The sequence below is a fragment of the Croceicoccus esteveae genome (genome assembly GCF_031846435.1).
Lineage (GTDB): Bacteria > Pseudomonadota > Alphaproteobacteria > Sphingomonadales > Sphingomonadaceae > Croceicoccus > Croceicoccus esteveae.
This window is the reverse complement of record NZ_JAVRHS010000004.1, coordinates 163906-182038: the sequence shown is the minus strand read 5'-3', so window position 1 is coordinate 182038 and position 18133 is coordinate 163906. Positions and strand designations below refer to the sequence as shown.

Annotated in this window: 18 protein-coding genes; 8 read left to right on the top strand and 10 right to left on the bottom strand. The window is 62.0% G+C overall.

Translation table 11 applies throughout. The annotated features are described in order from the left end of the window. Window positions 1-146 precede the first annotated feature (146 nt). Window positions 147-1823 carry a GMC family oxidoreductase gene (locus tag RM533_RS07370; protein WP_311340580.1) on the top strand — a complete coding sequence of 559 codons (1677 nt, stop codon included), beginning with the start codon at window positions 147-149 and terminating at the stop codon, window positions 1821-1823. A 15-nt stretch (window positions 1824-1838) separates the two neighbouring features. Here RM533_RS07370 and RM533_RS07365 read toward each other — a convergent pair whose 3' ends face one another. Beyond that, window positions 1839-2609: a helix-turn-helix transcriptional regulator gene (locus RM533_RS07365; protein WP_311340579.1), complete on the bottom strand. Its 771-nt coding sequence runs from the start codon at window positions 2607-2609 to the stop codon at window positions 1839-1841. 128 nt (window positions 2610-2737) lie between these two features. Between RM533_RS07365 and RM533_RS07360 the strand changes: the two genes are divergently transcribed. After that, window positions 2738-3859: an acyl-CoA dehydrogenase family protein gene (locus RM533_RS07360; protein ID WP_311340578.1), complete on the top strand. Its 1122-nt coding sequence runs from the start codon at window positions 2738-2740 to the stop codon at window positions 3857-3859. A gap of 36 nt (window positions 3860-3895) precedes the next feature. On the opposite strand, the gene RM533_RS07355 is transcribed toward RM533_RS07360, so the two are convergent. Together RM533_RS07355 and RM533_RS07350 are read right to left on the bottom strand one after the other, a co-directional pair. Beyond that, window positions 3896-4699, bottom strand: a complete 804-nt coding sequence (locus RM533_RS07355; RefSeq protein ID WP_311340577.1) for a ThuA domain-containing protein — start codon at window positions 4697-4699, stop codon at window positions 3896-3898. Next, window positions 4696-6114: an aromatic ring-hydroxylating oxygenase subunit alpha gene (locus RM533_RS07350; protein WP_311340576.1), complete on the bottom strand. Its 1419-nt coding sequence runs from the start codon at window positions 6112-6114 to the stop codon at window positions 4696-4698. The genes RM533_RS07355 and RM533_RS07350 overlap by 4 nt, the downstream gene beginning before the upstream one ends. 112 nt (window positions 6115-6226) lie before the next feature. Between RM533_RS07350 and RM533_RS07345 the strand changes: the two genes are divergently transcribed. Genes RM533_RS07345 through RM533_RS07335 form a run of 3 tightly spaced genes read left to right on the top strand, consistent with a single transcriptional unit; the run spans window position 6227 to window position 8703 of the window. Next, a complete protein-coding gene (locus RM533_RS07345) occupies window positions 6227-7090 on the top strand; it encodes an SDR family oxidoreductase (protein WP_311340575.1) in 864 nt (287 codons plus the stop codon). Further along, window positions 7087-7905: an SDR family NAD(P)-dependent oxidoreductase gene (locus RM533_RS07340; protein WP_311340574.1), complete on the top strand. Its 819-nt coding sequence runs from the start codon at window positions 7087-7089 to the stop codon at window positions 7903-7905. Before RM533_RS07345 ends, RM533_RS07340 begins: the two co-directional genes overlap by 4 nt. 18 nt (window positions 7906-7923) lie before the next feature. Beyond that, window positions 7924-8703, top strand: coding sequence for an SDR family NAD(P)-dependent oxidoreductase (locus RM533_RS07335; protein WP_311340573.1), 780 nt, complete (start codon window positions 7924-7926; stop codon window positions 8701-8703). A 2-nt stretch (window positions 8704-8705) separates the two neighbouring features. On the opposite strand, the gene RM533_RS07330 is transcribed toward RM533_RS07335, so the two are convergent. The 6 genes from RM533_RS07330 to RM533_RS07305 form a co-directional block, all read right to left on the bottom strand. Further along, window positions 8706-10037 (bottom strand): aromatic ring-hydroxylating oxygenase subunit alpha, encoded by a 1332-nt coding sequence (locus RM533_RS07330; RefSeq protein ID WP_311340572.1) that lies wholly within the window; start codon window positions 10035-10037, stop codon window positions 8706-8708. Beyond that, a complete protein-coding gene (locus tag RM533_RS07325) occupies window positions 10034-10648 on the bottom strand; it encodes a nuclear transport factor 2 family protein (RefSeq protein WP_311340571.1) in 615 nt (204 codons plus the stop codon). The genes RM533_RS07330 and RM533_RS07325 overlap by 4 nt, the downstream gene beginning before the upstream one ends. Then, window positions 10645-11067, bottom strand: coding sequence for a GFA family protein (locus RM533_RS07320; RefSeq protein ID WP_311340570.1), 423 nt, complete (start codon window positions 11065-11067; stop codon window positions 10645-10647). Before RM533_RS07320 ends, RM533_RS07325 begins: the two co-directional genes overlap by 4 nt. After that, window positions 11064-12308 (bottom strand): cytochrome P450, encoded by a 1245-nt coding sequence (locus RM533_RS07315; RefSeq protein ID WP_311340569.1) that lies wholly within the window; start codon window positions 12306-12308, stop codon window positions 11064-11066. Before RM533_RS07315 ends, RM533_RS07320 begins: the two co-directional genes overlap by 4 nt. Continuing rightward, entirely contained in the window at window positions 12305-12820 is a 516-nt protein-coding gene (locus tag RM533_RS07310; protein WP_311340568.1) for a nuclear transport factor 2 family protein, read from the bottom strand. Before RM533_RS07310 ends, RM533_RS07315 begins: the two co-directional genes overlap by 4 nt. Window positions 12821-12902: 82 nt before the next feature. Next, window positions 12903-15128 (bottom strand): TonB-dependent receptor, encoded by a 2226-nt coding sequence (locus RM533_RS07305; RefSeq protein WP_311340567.1) that lies wholly within the window; start codon window positions 15126-15128, stop codon window positions 12903-12905. Between the two features lie 213 nt (window positions 15129-15341). Between RM533_RS07305 and RM533_RS07300 the strand changes: the two genes are divergently transcribed. Genes RM533_RS07300 through RM533_RS07290 form a run of 3 tightly spaced genes read left to right on the top strand, consistent with a single transcriptional unit; the run spans window position 15342 to window position 17845 of the window. Continuing rightward, complete coding sequence (locus tag RM533_RS07300) at window positions 15342-16688, top strand: aromatic ring-hydroxylating oxygenase subunit alpha (RefSeq protein ID WP_311340566.1); 1347 nt, start codon at window positions 15342-15344, stop codon at window positions 16686-16688. Next, complete coding sequence (locus tag RM533_RS07295) at window positions 16689-17390, top strand: SDR family NAD(P)-dependent oxidoreductase (protein ID WP_311340565.1); 702 nt, start codon at window positions 16689-16691, stop codon at window positions 17388-17390. After that, a complete protein-coding gene (locus RM533_RS07290) occupies window positions 17384-17845 on the top strand; it encodes a nuclear transport factor 2 family protein (protein WP_311340564.1) in 462 nt (153 codons plus the stop codon). The genes RM533_RS07295 and RM533_RS07290 overlap by 7 nt, the downstream gene beginning before the upstream one ends. On the opposite strand, the gene RM533_RS07285 is transcribed toward RM533_RS07290, so the two are convergent. After that, on the bottom strand, window positions 17838-18119 hold the full coding sequence (locus RM533_RS07285; RefSeq protein ID WP_311340563.1) for an EthD domain-containing protein: 282 nt from the start codon (window positions 18117-18119) through the stop codon (window positions 17838-17840). The two genes, RM533_RS07290 and RM533_RS07285, sit on opposite strands and share 8 nt — an antisense overlap. Window positions 18120-18133 lie beyond the last annotated feature (14 nt).

The following is an 18133-nucleotide window of genomic DNA, read 5'->3' as shown; positions in this document are numbered from 1 at the left end:
CGCATGTCTGTTAAGCGGGATCAGGATCAGACACCCGTTAGAGCGCAAAAAATGCCCGGTGGCAGACTGCCCAAAACGCTAGGGTGCCGCCGCCAGCTCACGTGCAAAGCTTTGCTCCAGATCTTGGCGCACGAAGGGAGCACACGATGGGGAGCGGCATACGAACGGCCAGCTATGGCGCGCAGGAAAGCGAACCCGGCCATTGGGACTACATCGTCATCGGTGCAGGATCATCCGGCTGCGTCATGGCCGAAAAGCTGAGTGCAGACGGGAAATCGCGCGTGCTGGTCCTCGAAGCGGGCGGCGAGGACAATTTCTGGAACCGTTTGCCCAAGGGCGTTGCCAAGCTGGTGAAGGATCCGCGCAAGATCTGGCTCTACCAGGTGACACAGCCGCGCGAAACGGGCAGCGATGCAGCCGAATTCTGGATCCGCGGCAAGGGCGTGGGCGGTTCATCGTCAGTCAATGGCATGATCTGGAGCCGGGGCGAGCCTGCCGATTACGACGCGTGGGAAAGCCGCCACGGCGCTACCGGCTGGAACGCGGGCAGCATGACGCAGGCGCTGAACGCGCTGGAGGATCACGCCGATGGCGCCGGCCGCTTTTCCGGCAGCGGTGGACCGGTGCATGTCGATCCACAGGTGCACAGCCACCCGCTTGCCGCCAGGATGATCGAGGCTGGCGCGGCGCTGGGTCTGCGCCCGGTGCGCGATCTCAACGCGCAGACCGGACCGCGCGTCGGTCTGTACAGCCACAATATAAAGCGCGGGCTGCGGCAGAGCGCGGCCGGCACATTCCTTGCTCCGGCGCGTCACCGTCCCAATGTCGAGGTGATTACCGGCGCGGCGGTGCAGCGCGTGGTGGTCGCAGATGGGCGCGCGTCCGCGGTCGATGCCAGCATCAGCGGCAGGTCGCGCCGGTTTTCCTGCGCCGGAGAGATCATCCTTTGTACAGGCGCGCTCGAAACGCCGCTGCTGCTCCAGCGATCAGGTATCGGCGATGGGGCGTCATTGCACCGTGCGGGCGTCGCTCCGCTGATCGCCTTGCCTGACGTCGGCCGCCACATGTCGGAGCATTTGTCGCTATCCATGCCCTATCGCCTGCGTGGCAGTGGCGCCGCGCAACTGGGCGTGCACCGCAGCCTGACCGGGACGGGCAAATATCTTGCCATGCTGCGCTGGGCAACCCGCCGCGACGGGATCATGGCGACAGGGCCATTCGAGGTCGGCGCGTTCGACAATGTTCATCATGCAGACGGGCGTGTGGACGCGCAATACTACCTTGGCGCCTACAGCTTTGCCGTGGGCAGCGACAATGACCCGGTTCCGCTGGACAGGATCGACCCACGGCCGGGGCTCACCATCCTGGGGTCGCTGCTGCGGTTGACGAGCAAGGGGTCGCTCCACATCACCGGACCCGATGCAGGCGATGCTCCCGTCATCGAACCAAATTTCCTTGCCACGCAGCATGACCAGGAAAGCGCGGTGGCGTTGGTGCGGCGCATGCGCCGGTTTGTTCATGCGCCGCCGCTTGGCCGCCACGTCGGGACTGAGGAGGTGCCCGGCCGCGCTGTTGCAAGCGATGCCGATATTCTGGCCGCGTTCCGACGCCTGTCGTCATGCGGGCTGCATGCGACAGGGACCTGCCGCATGGGGAGCGATGCGGCCAGCGTTGTCGATCCGCGTCTGCGGGTGCGTGGGCTGGAACGGCTGCGGATCGTCGATTGCTCCGTCATTCCGGGGCATGTCACCGGCAACACCAACGCGCCGGCAATGGCGCTTGCCTGGCGGGCAGCGCAGCTGGTGCTCGACGACCGGCCCTGACGCGCGCGGCGCCCGTCAGCGGTTGAGCGAAATGTAACCCAGCTGTGCGGCCTTGAAGACTGTCTGGCTGCGGTTGACGGCGTTCAGCTTGGTGGACGCATTGTGGATGTGGAACCGCACCGTGGCGCGGCTGCGCGACATGATCATGCTTATCTCCATGTCCGTCTTGCCGATCGCGGCCCAGCGCAGGCATTCAACCTCCCGCTTGGAAAGGCGAGAGCCGGGCGGCAGCGCCTGCAGCGAACCCATGATCTTTACATAGCTTGACAGGAAGGTCCGGGCATAGACACCCAGCAGATCACCATGCTTGGCAAACGCGTCGGCAAGATCGGTAATGCCCGCCGGCGGATTGAAGCTCACTGCGCCGATCTGCCCGAACGCCATGTGCACCGGCACCACGATGGCCGCATCGGTCATGGCGCGGTTCTCGAAGTTCTTCATGTCTATCGATTCAAGATAACGGTTGGGCACAAGGGTGTGAAACCCCTGCGCATTGGCCCAGAACGGTTCTGTCTCGAACCGGCAGGCCGACGTGATCGGGCTTTCCAACGCGATGCGCGAATTGCGCCACCATACCTTTTCATCGTCGCCCCAGGCAAACACATCGCGTGCCAGCACGTTGCCGTCCATGTCGACAGGCGTGCGCTTGTCCGCAATGTCGTGAGCGGGCGCGACGGCAAGATCGAGCTTCTTGCCAATGAGGTGCAGGGCCCTGGCAGCAGGAATGATATCTTCCGGGCAGGTTATGCGCACGGAATCAATATCCTTGATCAAAAGGTCGGTCATCTTGTTATCTCTCCCGTGGCTTTTCTACGCGCGCGGCAGCGAAGGAGCAAGTTTACGGCCATCGCGCGCCTAGCTTTTTGCGGAGCCTGCGAGCGGAAGGTTTGCTGGTAGACCGGTCGGGCGAAGGGATGAAGACCGTGAACTTTGACCTCACTCAAGATCAGGAAATGCTCAAATCGCTGGCCGAGCGTTTCGTGACCGACCGTTACGATGTAGCGCGTCGGCGCGAATATCTGGACGAGCCGCAGGGCTTCGATGCCCGGGGCTGGCAGCTGCTCGGCGAAATTGGCATCATTGCCGCTCCTTTTTCTGCCGATGAAGGTGGGCTGGGGCTTGATGCCATGGGCATTGCAGTCATTCACGAGGCGCTGGGGCACGGGCTTGCCGTCGAACCGCTGATCGAAAGCGTGCTGACCGCTGGGCGGCTTTTTGCCGCGCTGGCGTCTCCGCAGCAGCGGAACAGATGGCTGGACAGCGTCGTTTCTGGCCAAGCCCGGCTGTCGCTTGCACATGCCGAACGCGGCAGCCGCAACGGCAGCGTATATGTCGCGACCAGCGCGCAGGAACGTGCAGGCCAGACGGTGCTCAGCGGGCAGAAGCCTTTCGCAATCTCCGGTTATGGTGCCGATGCCCACATTGTCAGTGCCCGCCATGATGGCGCGCCCGCGGACAGCACTGGCTGGGCATTTTATCTTGTCATGGCGGACGCAGCCGGAGTTGAGGCAACGCCATGGCGGCTTGCCGATGGTTCGCGCGCGGCGCTGCTAAAGTTTGATGAAGTGGCTGCCGAGCCATTGGGCAGTGCGCAACAGGCGCCTCTTGCGCTGGCGAATGCGGAGCGTCTTGCCTCGCTCGCCCGGTCGGCAGAGGCGCTGGGCATCATGGAACGCATGTTCAGCGATACGCTCGATTACCTGCGCACGCGCGAACAGTTCGGGCAGCCGCTTGGCAAGTTCCAGGCGATCCAGCACCGCATGGCCGCGCAATACGCCGTGCTTACCCAGGCACGCGCGCTGGTGGAACTTGCCGTGGTGAAGCAAGGCGAAGCGGGATTTGCAAGAGCGGTGCACGGTGCGCGTGCTTTTGTCGCCGGCCATTCGCTGGAGCTTGGCCATGAAATGATCCAGTTTCACGGCGGCATGGGGGTGACCGATGAGCTGGCGCTGGGCTTTGCGCACAAACGATTGCTGGTCCTGTCACGCTGGCCGGATGATGCAGGCAATACTCTGGACAGCTACATCGACAGCTGATCGAGGTCGGATCGGGGCAAGGCAAATGACGTCACGTCAGCCTTGATGCCTGCGCTCCTTGAGCCAGGCGATGCCGCGGGAAAGCAGGTCGCGGAACACCGGCAGCTCCCATGCGCCGCGATCCACGCTTGGCCACCATTCGGCCATGGGTTGCAGATCATAATGGCCGCGGCAATGGCCAAGCGTGTTGTAAAGCACCGCACCGCTGCCATGCTGCTTGATATAGAACACGGGGTGCGTGCCCGGCGCGTCCGCTGCTTCGGCAAAGCCGGTGCCTTCTTCGCTGCATTCCGCCTCCAGCAGGACATGCAGATCACCATGGCATTGAAGATGGTAAAGCTCGTCATTGGTGTCGAACGGTTCGACGCCCCGGGTCAGCTCATGATCGGGATCCGCCACTTCGACGCGATAAGGTGCGATCGGTGGGTGCGAGATGAACTGGCTGCCCAGCAGGTCCATCATCAACGGCGCGTGTCGCGGCGCGTGCCACAAGCCGTCATCCATCAGGCGCAGGATCGAATTGGTGCCATGCAGCGCATACCAGCGGCCGCCCTTGTGCAGCCATTCCTTCAGCACCTCTTGAGCGGCCAGCGATGGCACAACATCGCAGGTATAGGTGATGATGATATCGGCCGCACGCAACGCGTCGTGCTGTTCGTAATCCTCGAATACCCGCGTCCGGACCCGTGGATCCTCTGCCAGCAGCTTGAGAAGTTCCAGCCGGGCGTAATCAATGTCGTGCCACACACCACCTGCAATCAGCACGCAATCAATACGCGGCGGATGGTTTTCTTGCGTAAAACGCGCCAGCGGGTCAGGTTCGCCGTGGCCGCCCGTCACGCTTGCGTCCCGCCCAGTTGGCCGGCGATATATTTCGCCAGCGTATCCTGAAACTGGCGAATGCGGATCTCCTGGTAATTGGCGAGGTTGACAAGGCCGTTCTTGGAACAGTGCAGACCCTGCTGCACGAATGGCAGGTTCTCCATGTCCTGTTCGAAGACATGGCCCAATACGCCCAGTTCGGGCGCATCGGTCCATTTCTGGTCACGCTTGAGGAACTTGCGTTCCGCGCCGCGGGGCAGCGGATCGCCTTTTTTCACCCGGGCGATCACGCGAACCTCCATCGTGCACCAGTCGGGCGTATCGCCGGGGAGCCAACGATAGACGATGTTGGGCATGAACCCGCCCCATGGCGCGAAATTGGGAAACACATTATAGACCAGCGCATCAAGCACTTCGCTGTCGGTGGCGTCGTCATGGTCGTAGCCGGTCTGCGCCGTGTAGGCGGTGCGCATCGCCTCGCCCAGCGCCGCGCGCGCGGTCTTGTCGTCGGGCACCGCCACCGCCATCGGGTCGCCACCGGCATCGTAATTGTCGGACGATCGGCCGTTGTATTTGACGAATTCATCGACGATCCACTGCTCGCCGCGACCCTCGGTCACATGCGGCGACATGACCCCGAACGGCACCAGGTTGACGTTCACATGATCACCCCAGGTCCGGTAGCCCGAGTTGGAATCGCCGGTAAACGGCAGCAGTTGCGGGTGCGTCACCACGGTGTGCCAGCTTTCCATGAACGCTTCGGAAACCACTTTCCAGTTCGCCGGCACTTCCTTGGCGACGTACAGCACGGTCGCACATTCATCGTGCCGCCAGCGGCTGAAATGATCGGGCAGCGGGGCAAGGTATTCCTCCAGCGTGGGGCCGCCCGGCTCCTCACGGATGAAGATGTAGCCCTGCCACTGCCCGACCTGGGGCTGCGGCAGGGACATGTCGGTGTTTTCAAGATGCCGGAAATCCCATTGGCAGGGCATGTGGTCGAAGCTGCCGTCCTTGTGCCAGGTGAAGCCGTGGAACGGGCAGGTGAACTTGTCGGCATTGCCGTCCTGGGTGCGCAGCTTGCGTCCGCGATGCAGGCAGACATTGTGCATCGCCTTGACTGACCCATCGTCCTGCCGGCTGACGAGGTAGGAACGGCCCGCATTTTCGTAGATGACGTAATCGCCGACCTCGGGCAGGTCTTCTTCGCGCGCGGCGAACTGCCAGACGTGGGGCCACATGCGCTCACGCTCCAGTCTTGCCCATTCCTCGCTGGTGTAGCGTTCGGCGGGCACCGGATCGGACCCGCGATATTCGTAGCTGTCCTTGACGAGGAATTCGGGGACGGGCCGCGAATCCTGCTCCATCAATGCGTTCCAGCTTGGACCTGTACAACGGTCCGCGCCGATGGGAAGATTTGGATCGCGCTCGGCCATGGTTTTGGTCCTTAAACAAGCATCCTCGACAGGGGGTTCTGCACCCGCTTTTGTTCTTTTGTGCTCTGCCGGGCAAAATTTGTCACCTTGCCCAAATCACAGGTTGTGCATCATGACAAAGGCGTGGACCGTTCGTTACAAACGTGGATCGGCTCTGCTGCTCCTGGCAAGGACATGGGGCGAGAAGGAGAACACCTTGGTAAAAAATCTCGATGGCATGGTCGCGCTGATTACCGGAGGCACAGGCGGCATCGGTGCTGCAACGGTGCGCCGGCTGTCGCGTCAGGGGGCAAAGATTATCTTCACAGGCTCCAAGGCAGATGCGGCAAGGGCGCTGTGCGATGAAACAGGCGCTGTGTTCCAGCCCCACCGCGTCGAGGATGAAGCGGGCTGGACCAGCCTGTCGAACCGGATCATGGACGAGTTCGGCAGGCTCGACATCGCCTTTGCCAATGCCGGCACGGAAAGCGGCGACAGCAATGTGGAAGAGATCCGGCTGGAAGACTGGAACCGGATCGTGGCTGTCAACCAGACAGGCGCGATGCTGACCGTGCAGCATGCCATCCGCCTGATGAAGCGCAACGAAGGCGCGACCGGCTCCATCATCATCAATTCATCGATGAATGCACGCGCGGCGATGGGCAATTTCATGGCCTATTCGGTCACGAAGACCGCGATCTGCGCACTTGCGCGATCCGCGGCGATCCATTGCGGAAAAAGCGGCTACAGGATGCGTGTGAACGCGATATTGCCAGGCGTGGTGGAGACCGACATGATCAGGAACATCATGAATGCACAACCCGATCCGGGGGCAGCGCGCGCCGCTTACGAAGGCATGTCGCCGATGAACCGGCTCGCCCAGCTTGACGAGGTGGCAGGGCTGGTCGCCTTTCTTGCCAGCGATGATGCGGCATTCATCTCAGGCGCGGAATATGTGATCGACGGCGCCACCACGGCCGGAATGATGGGCGTATGAACCCGGCAGCATCGAACCGGCTGACCGGATGCGTCGCGCTGGTCAGCGGAGGCTTGCGCGGCATCGGTGAAGCCATCGCCGCACGGTTCGTCGCCGAAGGCGCCAGGGTCATTGTCAGCGACCTTGATGCGCAGGACAGTACGCAGGCGCAATCTGCCATGGCTGCGCTCGGCCAGGAGGCAGGCTATGTGCGCGCCGATGTGACCAAGGAGGCCGACTGGCTGGCACTTCGCGAGCACGTTGAGCAACGCTACGGCGCGCTTCATATCCTTGTGAACAATGCAGGCATTGACCAGACCGGCGCGGTCGAAACGATGAGCATGGAAGAGTGGCGCCGGATCATGGCGGTCAATATTGATGGCGTGTTCCTCGCCTGCAAGACTTTTACCCCGATGCTCGCCGAGGCGGGGCACAGCCGCAAGGGAGGGTCGAGCATCATCAACATGAGCTCGATCATGGGGCTGGTCGGCTATCCCGATATTTCGGCCTACAACGCTTCCAAGGGCGCGGTGCGGCTGTTCACCAAAGGCCTCGCGATTGAATTCGCAATGAAGCGGATGCCGATCCGCGTGAATTCGCTCCACCCCGGTTTCGTGCGCACGCCGCTGCTGGAGCAGGGCTTTACCCGCATGGCGGCGCTGGGGATCGCCGGCACAGTGCAGGAACTGGTCGATGGAGCAAGCGCGCAGACCCCCGTTGGCCGCCTTGCGGATGCTGCGGAAATGGCTGGCCCTGCATTCTTCCTCGCGAGCGAGGACTCGTCCTACATGACCGGCGCCGAGCTGGTGGTCGACGGCGGCTGGACGGCGCAATAACATGTCAGGAGATAGCCGATGACAATTGCCCTGCCTGACTGCATCGCGCTGGTGACAGGCGCCACCGGCGGTATTGGCCGGGCAGCGGTAAAGGCCCTGCATGACGCTGGCGCCACCGTGATCGCGACCGATCTTGGCGAGACTGCGCACATCGATGGGGCGCATGATTATCTGTGCCATGACGTGACCCGCCCAGGAGACTGGGACGAGATCGGCGGCTATTTGTCGGAACGATACGATCGTCTTGACGTGCTGGTGAACAATGCCGCCATTTCAATCGTCACCCGGTTTGAAGACACTGACCTTGCCGAGTTCCACAAGGTGAACGCAGTCAATGTCGATGGCGTCATCATCGGTGTGCAGGCTCTGCTGCCTTTGCTGAAGGCAGGCGGCGACCATCGTGCCGGCGGAGCATCGGTCATCAACATAAGCAGCGTGGGCGGCTTGCGCGGCGCTGCGTTCAACGCTGCCTATTGCACCAGCAAGGCGGCGGTGATGATGCTGTCCAAATGCATTGGTGCCGAATTTGCTGCACTTGGCTACAACATCCGCGTCAATTCAGTGCACCCTGGCGGAGTGGACACGCCGATGCTGGATGCGATCATCGACCGCTATGTCGAGCTGGGCGCTGCACCATCACGCGAAGCGGCGCGGCAAAACGTCGTCGGCTCTCACCCGATCGGGCGGTTGGCACGCGCTGAGGAGATTGCCGGCGGGCTGGTTTTCCTTGCGTCCGATGCGGCAAGCTACGTCACCTGCAGCGAGCTGGTAATCGACGGCGGGTTCACGCAGACATAGGTTCAGCCCTGCGGCGGCGTTCCGAGCACCACATCGTTGAGCAGTTCATGAAAGCGCTGGATGCGCTTTTCCTGATGCGAGAGGATACAGCCGTCAAATCCGCGTGAGTTCAGCCCCTGCTGCTGCGTGGTGCCGATCGACAGATCCTGATCGGCGACAAAACCCAGGCTGTTGCCATCGCCATAATACCCGTGCCGGACCAGCGCATCATGGCGCAGCGGCAGCATGCCGACCGGCGTTTCCACTTCCTTCATGCCCGCGACAGGGGGATAGAGACACCAGTGCTGAAAGACGCATTTTCCCGGATCGGTCGGGTGCGGCTCGGTGCGCAGGATCTGGCACTGCTCGGGCGACATGGTGATCGTCAGATTGGGCCAGAGCGTGCAGTGGAAATAATCGACAAGCTGCTGGTCGCTCATCCGTTCGTAATTGGCGTAGCCGCGTTCCTTGCCCAGCTTGCGTTTGGCCGCGATGACTGCCGCGCGCAATTCGCCGGTGCGCCCGTGGTAATCCTCTACCCTTATGCCCCACGCCGCCGCCACCTGCCCAAGCGTTTCGGGCACTTCGCCGCTATGGAAATCCTGCCGCGTGGTTGCCTGATGGCCAACCATCCACATTGCATTATGGCCGTTTTCATACATCTCGAACACCGTTGTCGGCAGGCCATCGTTGATGAAAGTGGACAGTTCCGGATGGATGGTGGGCAGATGGTAGCTTTCATTGAAATTGTCGCGAATGATCTTCCAGTTGAAGTCGCAATCCGCTGATACGGCAAAGACGCGGATCCAGTTTTCCAGCCCGTACGCTTCCAGACGCTGCGGATAGGGGTCGAGCCAGTCGAGCAGGGGGGCTGCGTCCATGTCCATGTTCCAGAACACGAACGGACCCCATGTTTCGCAGCGCAATGGCTTCAGCTGCACGCGCCCGCATGGATCGCCGCCGGGAAAATCATGCGGATCCTGCACATGGACCAGCGTGCCGTCGGTATCGAACTGCCAGCCATGATAGCTGCAAATGATGCGATCCGATGATGCCACATCGCCAAGGATGAGCCGGTTACCACGATGTGGGCAGGCGTTGTAGAACGCCTTCACCCCGCCGTCGTCCTGCTTGACCATGATGATGGATTCGCGGCCGAAATTGTGCCGGATGACATCGCCGGGTTCCTCAAGATCGGCGATGACGCCGCCAAGGTGCCAGACATGCGGCCACAGCCGGTCGTGTTCGCCCTTCATCCAGGCCGAAGAGGTATAGCGGTCCGCGGTGATCGTGTCGCCGCGAACAGGCTGGTCGAAGTCGGGAGAGTAGCGCGCGCCGCCTGCCTCGATGTTCATGATGCCTCGCTGTTCATGGCTTGAGTGTTGTCCTTACCGCAGGGCCGTGCCAGCATGGCCATGACCTTGGGAGGCCACTGCCGCGTGTCGCTGAAATCGCGGCCGTCGCGCCGCCCGACCGGAGCGGCCGGGTTGTCGGCAAAGAACGCGCGGTTGCCCGGACGATCGGTAACCCAGTCGGTGATAAGCGTTCGGGCAGCAATGCGCCACTCACCCTTGTTACAGGTGTATTCGTCCACATAACGTCCGGCAATGACAAGGTCGCGGCGGTCACCCGCTGGCCCGGCAATGTCGTGATAGGCTTGAAAGTAGCTCTCCGCGCTGGCCCGATCCGGACCAAGGACAACGATCTGCATCTGGCCCAGGAGGTGGTGCGTGGCGTGCATGCCGCCCAGCAGGTCCAGCGCAAAATCGCCAAAGGCCGCAGCATCGCCCTGCATCAGACCGCAGTCCACATAGGCATCGGCATGAAACGCGGAAAGCAGCATCGCCCGGTCCAGTCGGTCGAGCCCGCGCATGTAGCGACAGGCAGCATCGGCAATATCGCGACGGGCGGCAAGGTCTTGCAGCTGACTGGCTAGCGGCGACATCAGGTCGGCAGGTGCGGTCACAAACCCTCCTGCCGCTGCATGATCGTGTCGCCCTTGGCAAAGGAAAGCCAGGCAGGCGCGCTTTGTGTCCAGCAATGCACCGTGGGCCGCAGTTCGGTCGCATCATCAAGCGTGCCGCCCTTGATGAAAATGACGCCCTGCGCCCGCGCCGCGTCCGTGTCGGTCAGCACGGGCGAACCGCAGGCGGGGCAGAACTGGCGATAGACCGCATTGCCGCTTTGCGCAGTGTCGACATAAGTCGCCAGTGTGCCGCCAATCTCCAGCCCATCGCGCATGGTTACGCCAACCAGCGACAGAGGCGCGCCCGATTGCTTCTGGCAATTGCGGCATGAACAGCTGACCGCCATTGCCAGCGGCCAGGGCAGCGAATAACGCACCGCGCCGCACAGGCAGCCGCCTTCGCGCCGCTCGCCAGTCAACGCATGTCTCCGGACCTGTTCCCGGGCGCATCCCAGGCAAGTTTCAACCGTTCCAGGCTCGCCACGATCCCTTCGCGACTGGCAAGCACGCTGCCTTGTGCGACGTGGAAGTCAGGGATGCGGTGCAGCCATTCGCGAATGGTGATCGCCACTTCGCGGCGGGCCAGCTCCTGTCCCGGACACATATGTGGCCCGCTGCCAAAAGCGGAGTGGCGCCCGCGCTTTCGATCAAGGTCGATGGTGAGCGGATCGGCATTCACCGCAGGGTCTATGCCGTGGACGACGGTGGGGATCGCCACCATTTCCCCGGCCTTGAGCGTCATGCCGTGGAAGACCATGTCCGCGCGCACCTCACGTGCAATAGTGACAAGCCCGAAGCGGCGGAAGAACTCGTTTACCGCGGGCAGGATGTCGTCGGGATCGGCGCGCAACCGGTCGCGAAGGAGCTTGTCCTCTGCCAATGCCAGCATGGTAAAGCCAAGGAAATTGACCACTGTGTCAACACCCGCGATCAGCACCTGCGTCACAAGCGACAGCGCCTCTTGATGGTTCAGCCTGCGTTCGCCGCCATCGGGCATGGTCATGCGCGACTGGAGCATCATGCTGACCATGTCGCTGCCCGGATTGTCGCGTCGTTCCTGTACGACAGGGTCGACATAGGCGTAGAACGCCGCCTTGGCTTCTTCGAACGTCATGTCCTGCCCGGGCCGGGTCATGCAGGTGGCCCAGTGACGCAGTTGTTCAGAATGGCTTTCGGGCATGTCCATCAGCGACAGGAAAATGCGGATCGGAAAGATCTCCGCATATTGTGTGGTGAAATTGCACCCGCCATCATCGATGAACGCATCGATCAGCCCGACCGCTGCTGCCGTGATCGACTGCTCCAGCCCGCGAATGGCTCCTGGCGCCAGGTTCTCGTTGAGCAGCTTGCGATAGGGGCGGTGATCGGGCGGGTCGATCGTGGTCGGGATGAGCCTGTGATGCTCGCCCAGCGATTTTGGCAGCACGATCACCCGGTTGGAAAAGCGTTTCCAGTCCGCCTGCACCTCGGCAAGGATCTCTCCCGACAATGCAATCCAGTGGCCCTCGTTGCGCGGGGTCCAGACCAGCGGCGGACTGGCCGCCTGCAGATCGGCCCAGCCACGATGATAGTCATCCCCGCCGCCCGGCACCTGCATGACATCAACATCGACCAGGCGGTCGGCAGGCACATGCGCGGGGCGCGGCACGGGGTCTGTCATTGCAAACTCTCCCACAGGGCATGGACAGGGTCCGCACCATCGGTACGGCCGATGGCGACGGCGGCGTTCGTGGCAGGGCGGTTCGAGGTCCAGTCGGTGACGAACACGCGCCGCGCGATCAGCCATCTGCCGTCGCGCCGTTCATATCGATCGAGATAACGCCCGCCGGTCACTGCCTCCTGCCCATCGGCGATGACGATGGCGATAACGTAAAGCTCGCCGACGCCGCGGTCGCCATCCACTGCGATCCATTCATTGGCGACCGCGTGAAACAACGATTGGGCATTGTTGGTGACAAAGCCGGTCACATCGCTGGCAAACTGTTCGACACTGCCCTCGGTAATGCCCAGCGACACCGATGCGTCGGGGGTGAACACAGATCGGATAAGCTCCGCATCCGCGCGATCAACGCCGCGGCAATAGGCCATGCACAGATCGTGGATTTCTGCGCGCGAAAGCAGCGCATCGAGGCGCTTGGCGGCCGGGTTGTTTTGTGCCGAAGTTCCAGTCATCGGGTTCTTCTCCTGCCGCCAGGGCATGCATTCTTGCCGGTCATGACCGGCGTGCTGCGTCGAAGAAAGGCTGCCGCGATCATCAAAAGCTGTACCGCAGGTCGACGCCATATTCGCGCGGAGTGCCCACCGACGCCAGCGTGCCGATCCCCGCAAGGTCGAGCTTCTGGTTGACATATTCCTCGTCGAACAGGTTGCGTGCGTAGACGCCCACGCGCCAGCCGGCATCATCGGGTCCCCAGCCGACATTGGCATTGACCAGATGGATCGGCGCGATCCGTTCGACAGGCCGGTTGGTGTAGCTGGTGAACCGGGCCGCGGAATAGCTGTATTGCGCATTGGCGTTCAGTTCGCCGCCCATCATGGAAGCGCGGTAATTGACGCCGGCCGCCGCTGTCCAGCGCGGCGCGTTCATCAGGCGGTTGCCGGCGTAGGATACGGGCACCAGCCCACCTGTCGCAGGGTCCAGCGCCTGCGTATCGTATTCCTTGTACCGGGCATCAAGATACGCGACCGCTCCAGTGAGCGTCAGACCCGCAGCAGGCGCGGCGGTAACCTCCAGCTCGAAACCCTTTGTCTCGGCGCTGCCGGCATTGGCTATGGAGGCGGAGTTCGCACCACTTGGGAAAGTGATGTTCTGCACCACCTGCATGTCGTCATATTTGTTGAAGAACGCAGCGAGGTTGACGCGCAGCCGCCGCTCAAGCAGGTCTGCCTTGGCGCCGATCTCGAAGGTGTCCAGCGTTTCGGGATCGAACGGACCCAAGTCTTCTGCAACAGCGATCCGCCCGGTAAAGCCGCCCGATTTGAAGCCACGCGCATAATAGCCATACAACAGCAGATCGGCGTGCGGTGCGTAATCGAGCCCTAGCTTGTAGCCCAGATTATCCCAGCTGGCGCTGCCGCTGGCCAGGACCAGACTGCCCGGGATGAGCGGGGCGTCGAACTGCGCGCCGCCTGCAGGATTGAAGCTGTTGGCGGTCGTCGAGGTGGCGCGGGTCTTTTCATGGCTGAAGCGCAGGCCCGCCTGCACGGTAAGTTCAGGCGTGATCTCATGATACCCTTGTGCAAACGCCGACAGCGACCAACTGTCCTGATCCTGCGTTTGCGGCTGCCCAAGGCCGGGCAGGAACCCGTCAAGCCTGCCATCCTGATCGAGGAAATACGCCTGCTCGAAATAGAACGCGCCCACGATCAGCCGGGTCGCGTCGGACAGATCGACAAGGCTGCGCAACTCCTGGCTGAACTGGTGATGGTCAGTCTGGCGGCGGGTTTGCAACAGGACGCGCGTGGTCGCATCATCGTCGGAAAACAGGGAATTGTCATATTCGCGGTAATTGGTGATGGCGGTAATCTCGCCAAGGCTGCTGTCGAGCGTCTGTGTCAGCGTGAGGGAATACGTGTCGCGGTCGTTGTAGTCGGGCTGGTCGCCGGACAGGCCGCGACGGTAGTCGAACGGGTCCTCGGTTTCGCCCGGCACGTAGAACAGATCACCCGGCTGCGCGATGATAACGCCGGTTTGCGAGCCGTTGCGACTGCGCACATATTCGCCGATCAGCGTCGCATCATAACGCTCCTGCTCAAATTTCAGATAGGCGCGCAGCGAGGTGATGTTGCGCTCGCCAAGCCGCTCACCATTGGCATAATTGCGAAAATAGCCGTTGTTGGAGTTGTGCAGCACGCTCACCTTACCCGCAAGAACGTCAGTGATGGGGAAGTTGAGCGCGCCATTGGCCTCGACCTGGCCGTAATTGCCGATGACCAGTTGCGCCTCGCCGCCCCATGTGCCGGTCGGCTGGCGCGTCACGACGTTGATGACGCCGCCTGTTGTGTTGGCGCCGAACAAGGTGCCTTGCGGCCCGCGCAGCACCTCCACCCGGTCGATGTCGAACAGTGAGAGAAGCGCGGCGGTGTTGACCCCCACGACCACGCCATCGACAACCACCGACACTGTCGTGCCGACATAGGGATCGGCATCGTTCACGCCAACGCCGCGGATCGTGAAAACAGCGGAATCGGGTGAGTTGGCAAAGCTGTTGATCTGAACATTGGGAATGGAAGTGGACAGGTCAGCGATGGTGTTGACCTGCGCATCCTGCAGCATGTCGCCAGTGACCGCCGTGATCGAGATCGGCACATCCTGAAGGTTCTGCGCCTGCTTTTGCGCGGTGACGACAATTTCACGAATAGCTGTCGGTTCATCGGCCGGAATGGCAGCAGGTCTCTCCTGCGCGGTGGATGTCGCCGCCTGCACGAGCATTGTGCAAAGCGAAAGGGTGGCAAGGAGCCGTGTTAGCTGCGCTGTCATCCCGGTTCTCCCGCTGCATGTTGGGCATTGAAGCCGTCCGGGCACCCGTCTGGCGCCTGCGGTTACAATTTAGCCAGAGGCCCGGCGCTGCCGATACTGCGGTATTGAACAGGGGTGGGGCTGTGATATCGGCTGATTTCTCCCCCTTGTGCTAGTTTCGCGCTTGGCTCCTGCTTGCCAGTCTGTGCGCCACAAAGCGCAAGGATTGATGCGATGAACGACCAGACCCGCGTACCGCCGCCGATGAACGGGCGTGATCCGGCCAATCTGCGCGGCGATCCCATCGATGGCGAGCGTTATTACGCAAAGGATTTCGCGCAGCAGGAATGGGATCATCTGTGGACCCGGATCTGGCACGTCGCTGGCCGGATTGCCGAGATCCCGGAGCCGGGCGATTTTCTCGTGCACGAGTTCCTGAAGGAAAGCGTCATCTGCATGCGGCAGGACGATGGCACCATCCGCGCGTTCTACAACTCCTGCGGCCATCGCGGCATGCGCATGGTGACAGCGACATCATCGATGGATGCGATCACCTGCCCCTATCATGGCTGGCGCTGGGGCAAGGACGGAGTGCTGCAACACGCGCAGGACGCCGACAGCGATTTCAGCAGCGGCAATCCGTGTGGTGTGCTGTCGCTTGTCGAACTGCGCTGCGACAGCTGGGGCGGGTTCGTGTGGTATTCCATGGATGACAATGGCCCGTCGCTTCAGGATTACCTCGCCCCGATGCCGGCCTTGTACCGCAACTACCCGATGGAGACGGCGGTGCGGGTCGCATGGTATCGCATCAAGGTCGATGCCAACTGGAAATTCGTGACGGACAATTTCAGCGAAAGCTACCACACGCGCACCGCGCATCCGCAGGTTCCGCCGTGGATCGACCAGGACGTTGATACCGCCCGGCACGAGATGTGGCCATCAGGTCACGGCCGCACCGTGCAGCCGATGCGCCCGTCATTGACCGACAGGCCGGCAGGCGGGGTGGACCTCATGTTCCGACAGATCCTGACAGATTGGGGTATCGATCCCGACAGATACGACACCTACGAGGATTTCGCGCTGCAGGGCTGGAAGGATCTGAAGGAAGCCAAGCAGCGGCTGTGGCAGGAGCGGGGCTACCTCCATTACGAGCATATGGATGCAGAGGAAATCACCGACAGCCCGCATACCGTGATCTTTCCCAATGTGACGATCAGCTTCCTGCCCGACAATCTCATCTTCTTCCGCTCCGAGCCTGACCGCGATGACCCGGAAAAGTGCTGGTTCGATCTTTGGTGCATGGCCTTTCCCGTTGCGGGCGAGGACGAGGTGGAATCGATCATGGCCGGGCGGCGCCCACTGCGCGAGTGCGACGTGTGCGAGGTGCGCAATTTCGATGGCGGCAAAGGCGTGCCGGAGCTTGCCGGACAGATCGTCTATCAGGACATGATGCTGGCGCAGAATATGCAGGCAGGAATGCATTCACGAGGGTACAAGGATGCCCATCTGTCAGATCAGGAAACGCGGGTCCGGTTCTTTCACGAGGTGCTGAATGACTGGCTGGCTGAAAGGAAACCGTAAATGGCCAATGTATTTGTCGCTGGCGCTTCGCGTGGTATCGGGCTTGAACTGGTGCGGCGGCATGCAGCCCGCGGCGACCGGGTGTTTGCGCTAGTGCGCAATGTCGCGCGCCAGCAGGACCTGCAAACGCTCGCAGGCGCACAAGGTGCAGGCGCAGAAGGTAAGGTGACGCTGCACGAACTTGATGCAGGAGATATCGCGCGGGTCGATGATGCCGTCGCAGCGCTTGGCGACACGCCTGTCGACATGCTCTACCTTGTCGCCGGCGTATCCGGGCCCGCTGGCCCTGAACTGTCCACCCCGATCGACTGGAATGAATGGGACAACGCCTACGACATCATGGTGAAGGGGCCGCTGGCTATTTTCAAGGCGCTCCTGCCGCAAATGCATGATGGCACGAAAGTGGTGTGTTTCTCCAGCCAGCTTGCCGCTTCGACCTGGGAACTGGGCGGCTATTATTGCTATGCCGGTGCGAAGGCGGCGCTCAACGCGATGATGCGCGCAGTGGCACGCGACGTGCAGGATCAGGGCATCATCGTGACCTTGCTGCACCCTGGCTGGGTGCAGACCGACATGGGCGGACCGCAGGCCGAACTGCCAGTCGAGGACAGCGTGACGGGAATCGTCACCCTTGCCGACCGGCTGACGATGGCGGACACCGGCGGCTTCTTCAAATGGAACGGGGAAGCGCACCCATGGTGATGGCGTTCACAGGACCGGTTGCGGACAGGCTGGCGCTGCGCGAACTGCTCGACAGCTATTCGAATGCGGTCATGGAAAAGGACGCGCCGAGCTGGAGCGCGTGCTGGGCCGAGGACGCTTTCTGGGCACTACCGGAAGTGCCCGACCTTGAAGGGTTCAGCGGGCGCGAGGCGATTGTCGCGGCATGGGTGCAGTCGATGGATGTCTATGGCCTCGATAATTGCACCCGCCCGATGATCTATGTGACCACGCCTGGCTCCATCGCTGTAGATGGCGATGTGGCACGCGGGACTAGCTATACCTCCGAAATCTACCAGGACCCGCACACGGGCAAGGAGTTGCGCGTACGCGGGCGCTATGAAGACGAGATGGCGCGGATTGACGGACGCTGGGTGTTCACCCGCCGTACCTATCGCGTGCTGCACACCGCGCATGCTGGCGAGCCGGTCACCTGACCGCGGGCAGGGTGCTTTCCCGCTCGTCCAGAAGATAGGTTTGCATCGACGGTGCATGAAACAGCCTTGCCTCGTCGTCGGCGATCATCATCGCTACCGCGGGGTCCTGAACAATAGCAAAGAAAGCATCGACGTGCCGTTGCGAAGGAAAGTCGATTTCCAGCACCACATCCGCATCGTCGGCGCGCCATTTGCCATCAAGGGGCGTGGTAAACCGCCGGACATAGCGGGTGGCACAGCCTTGCAGCACCTGTTCCCCGATGAGGCGATGCACGGTTTCTTAGTGTT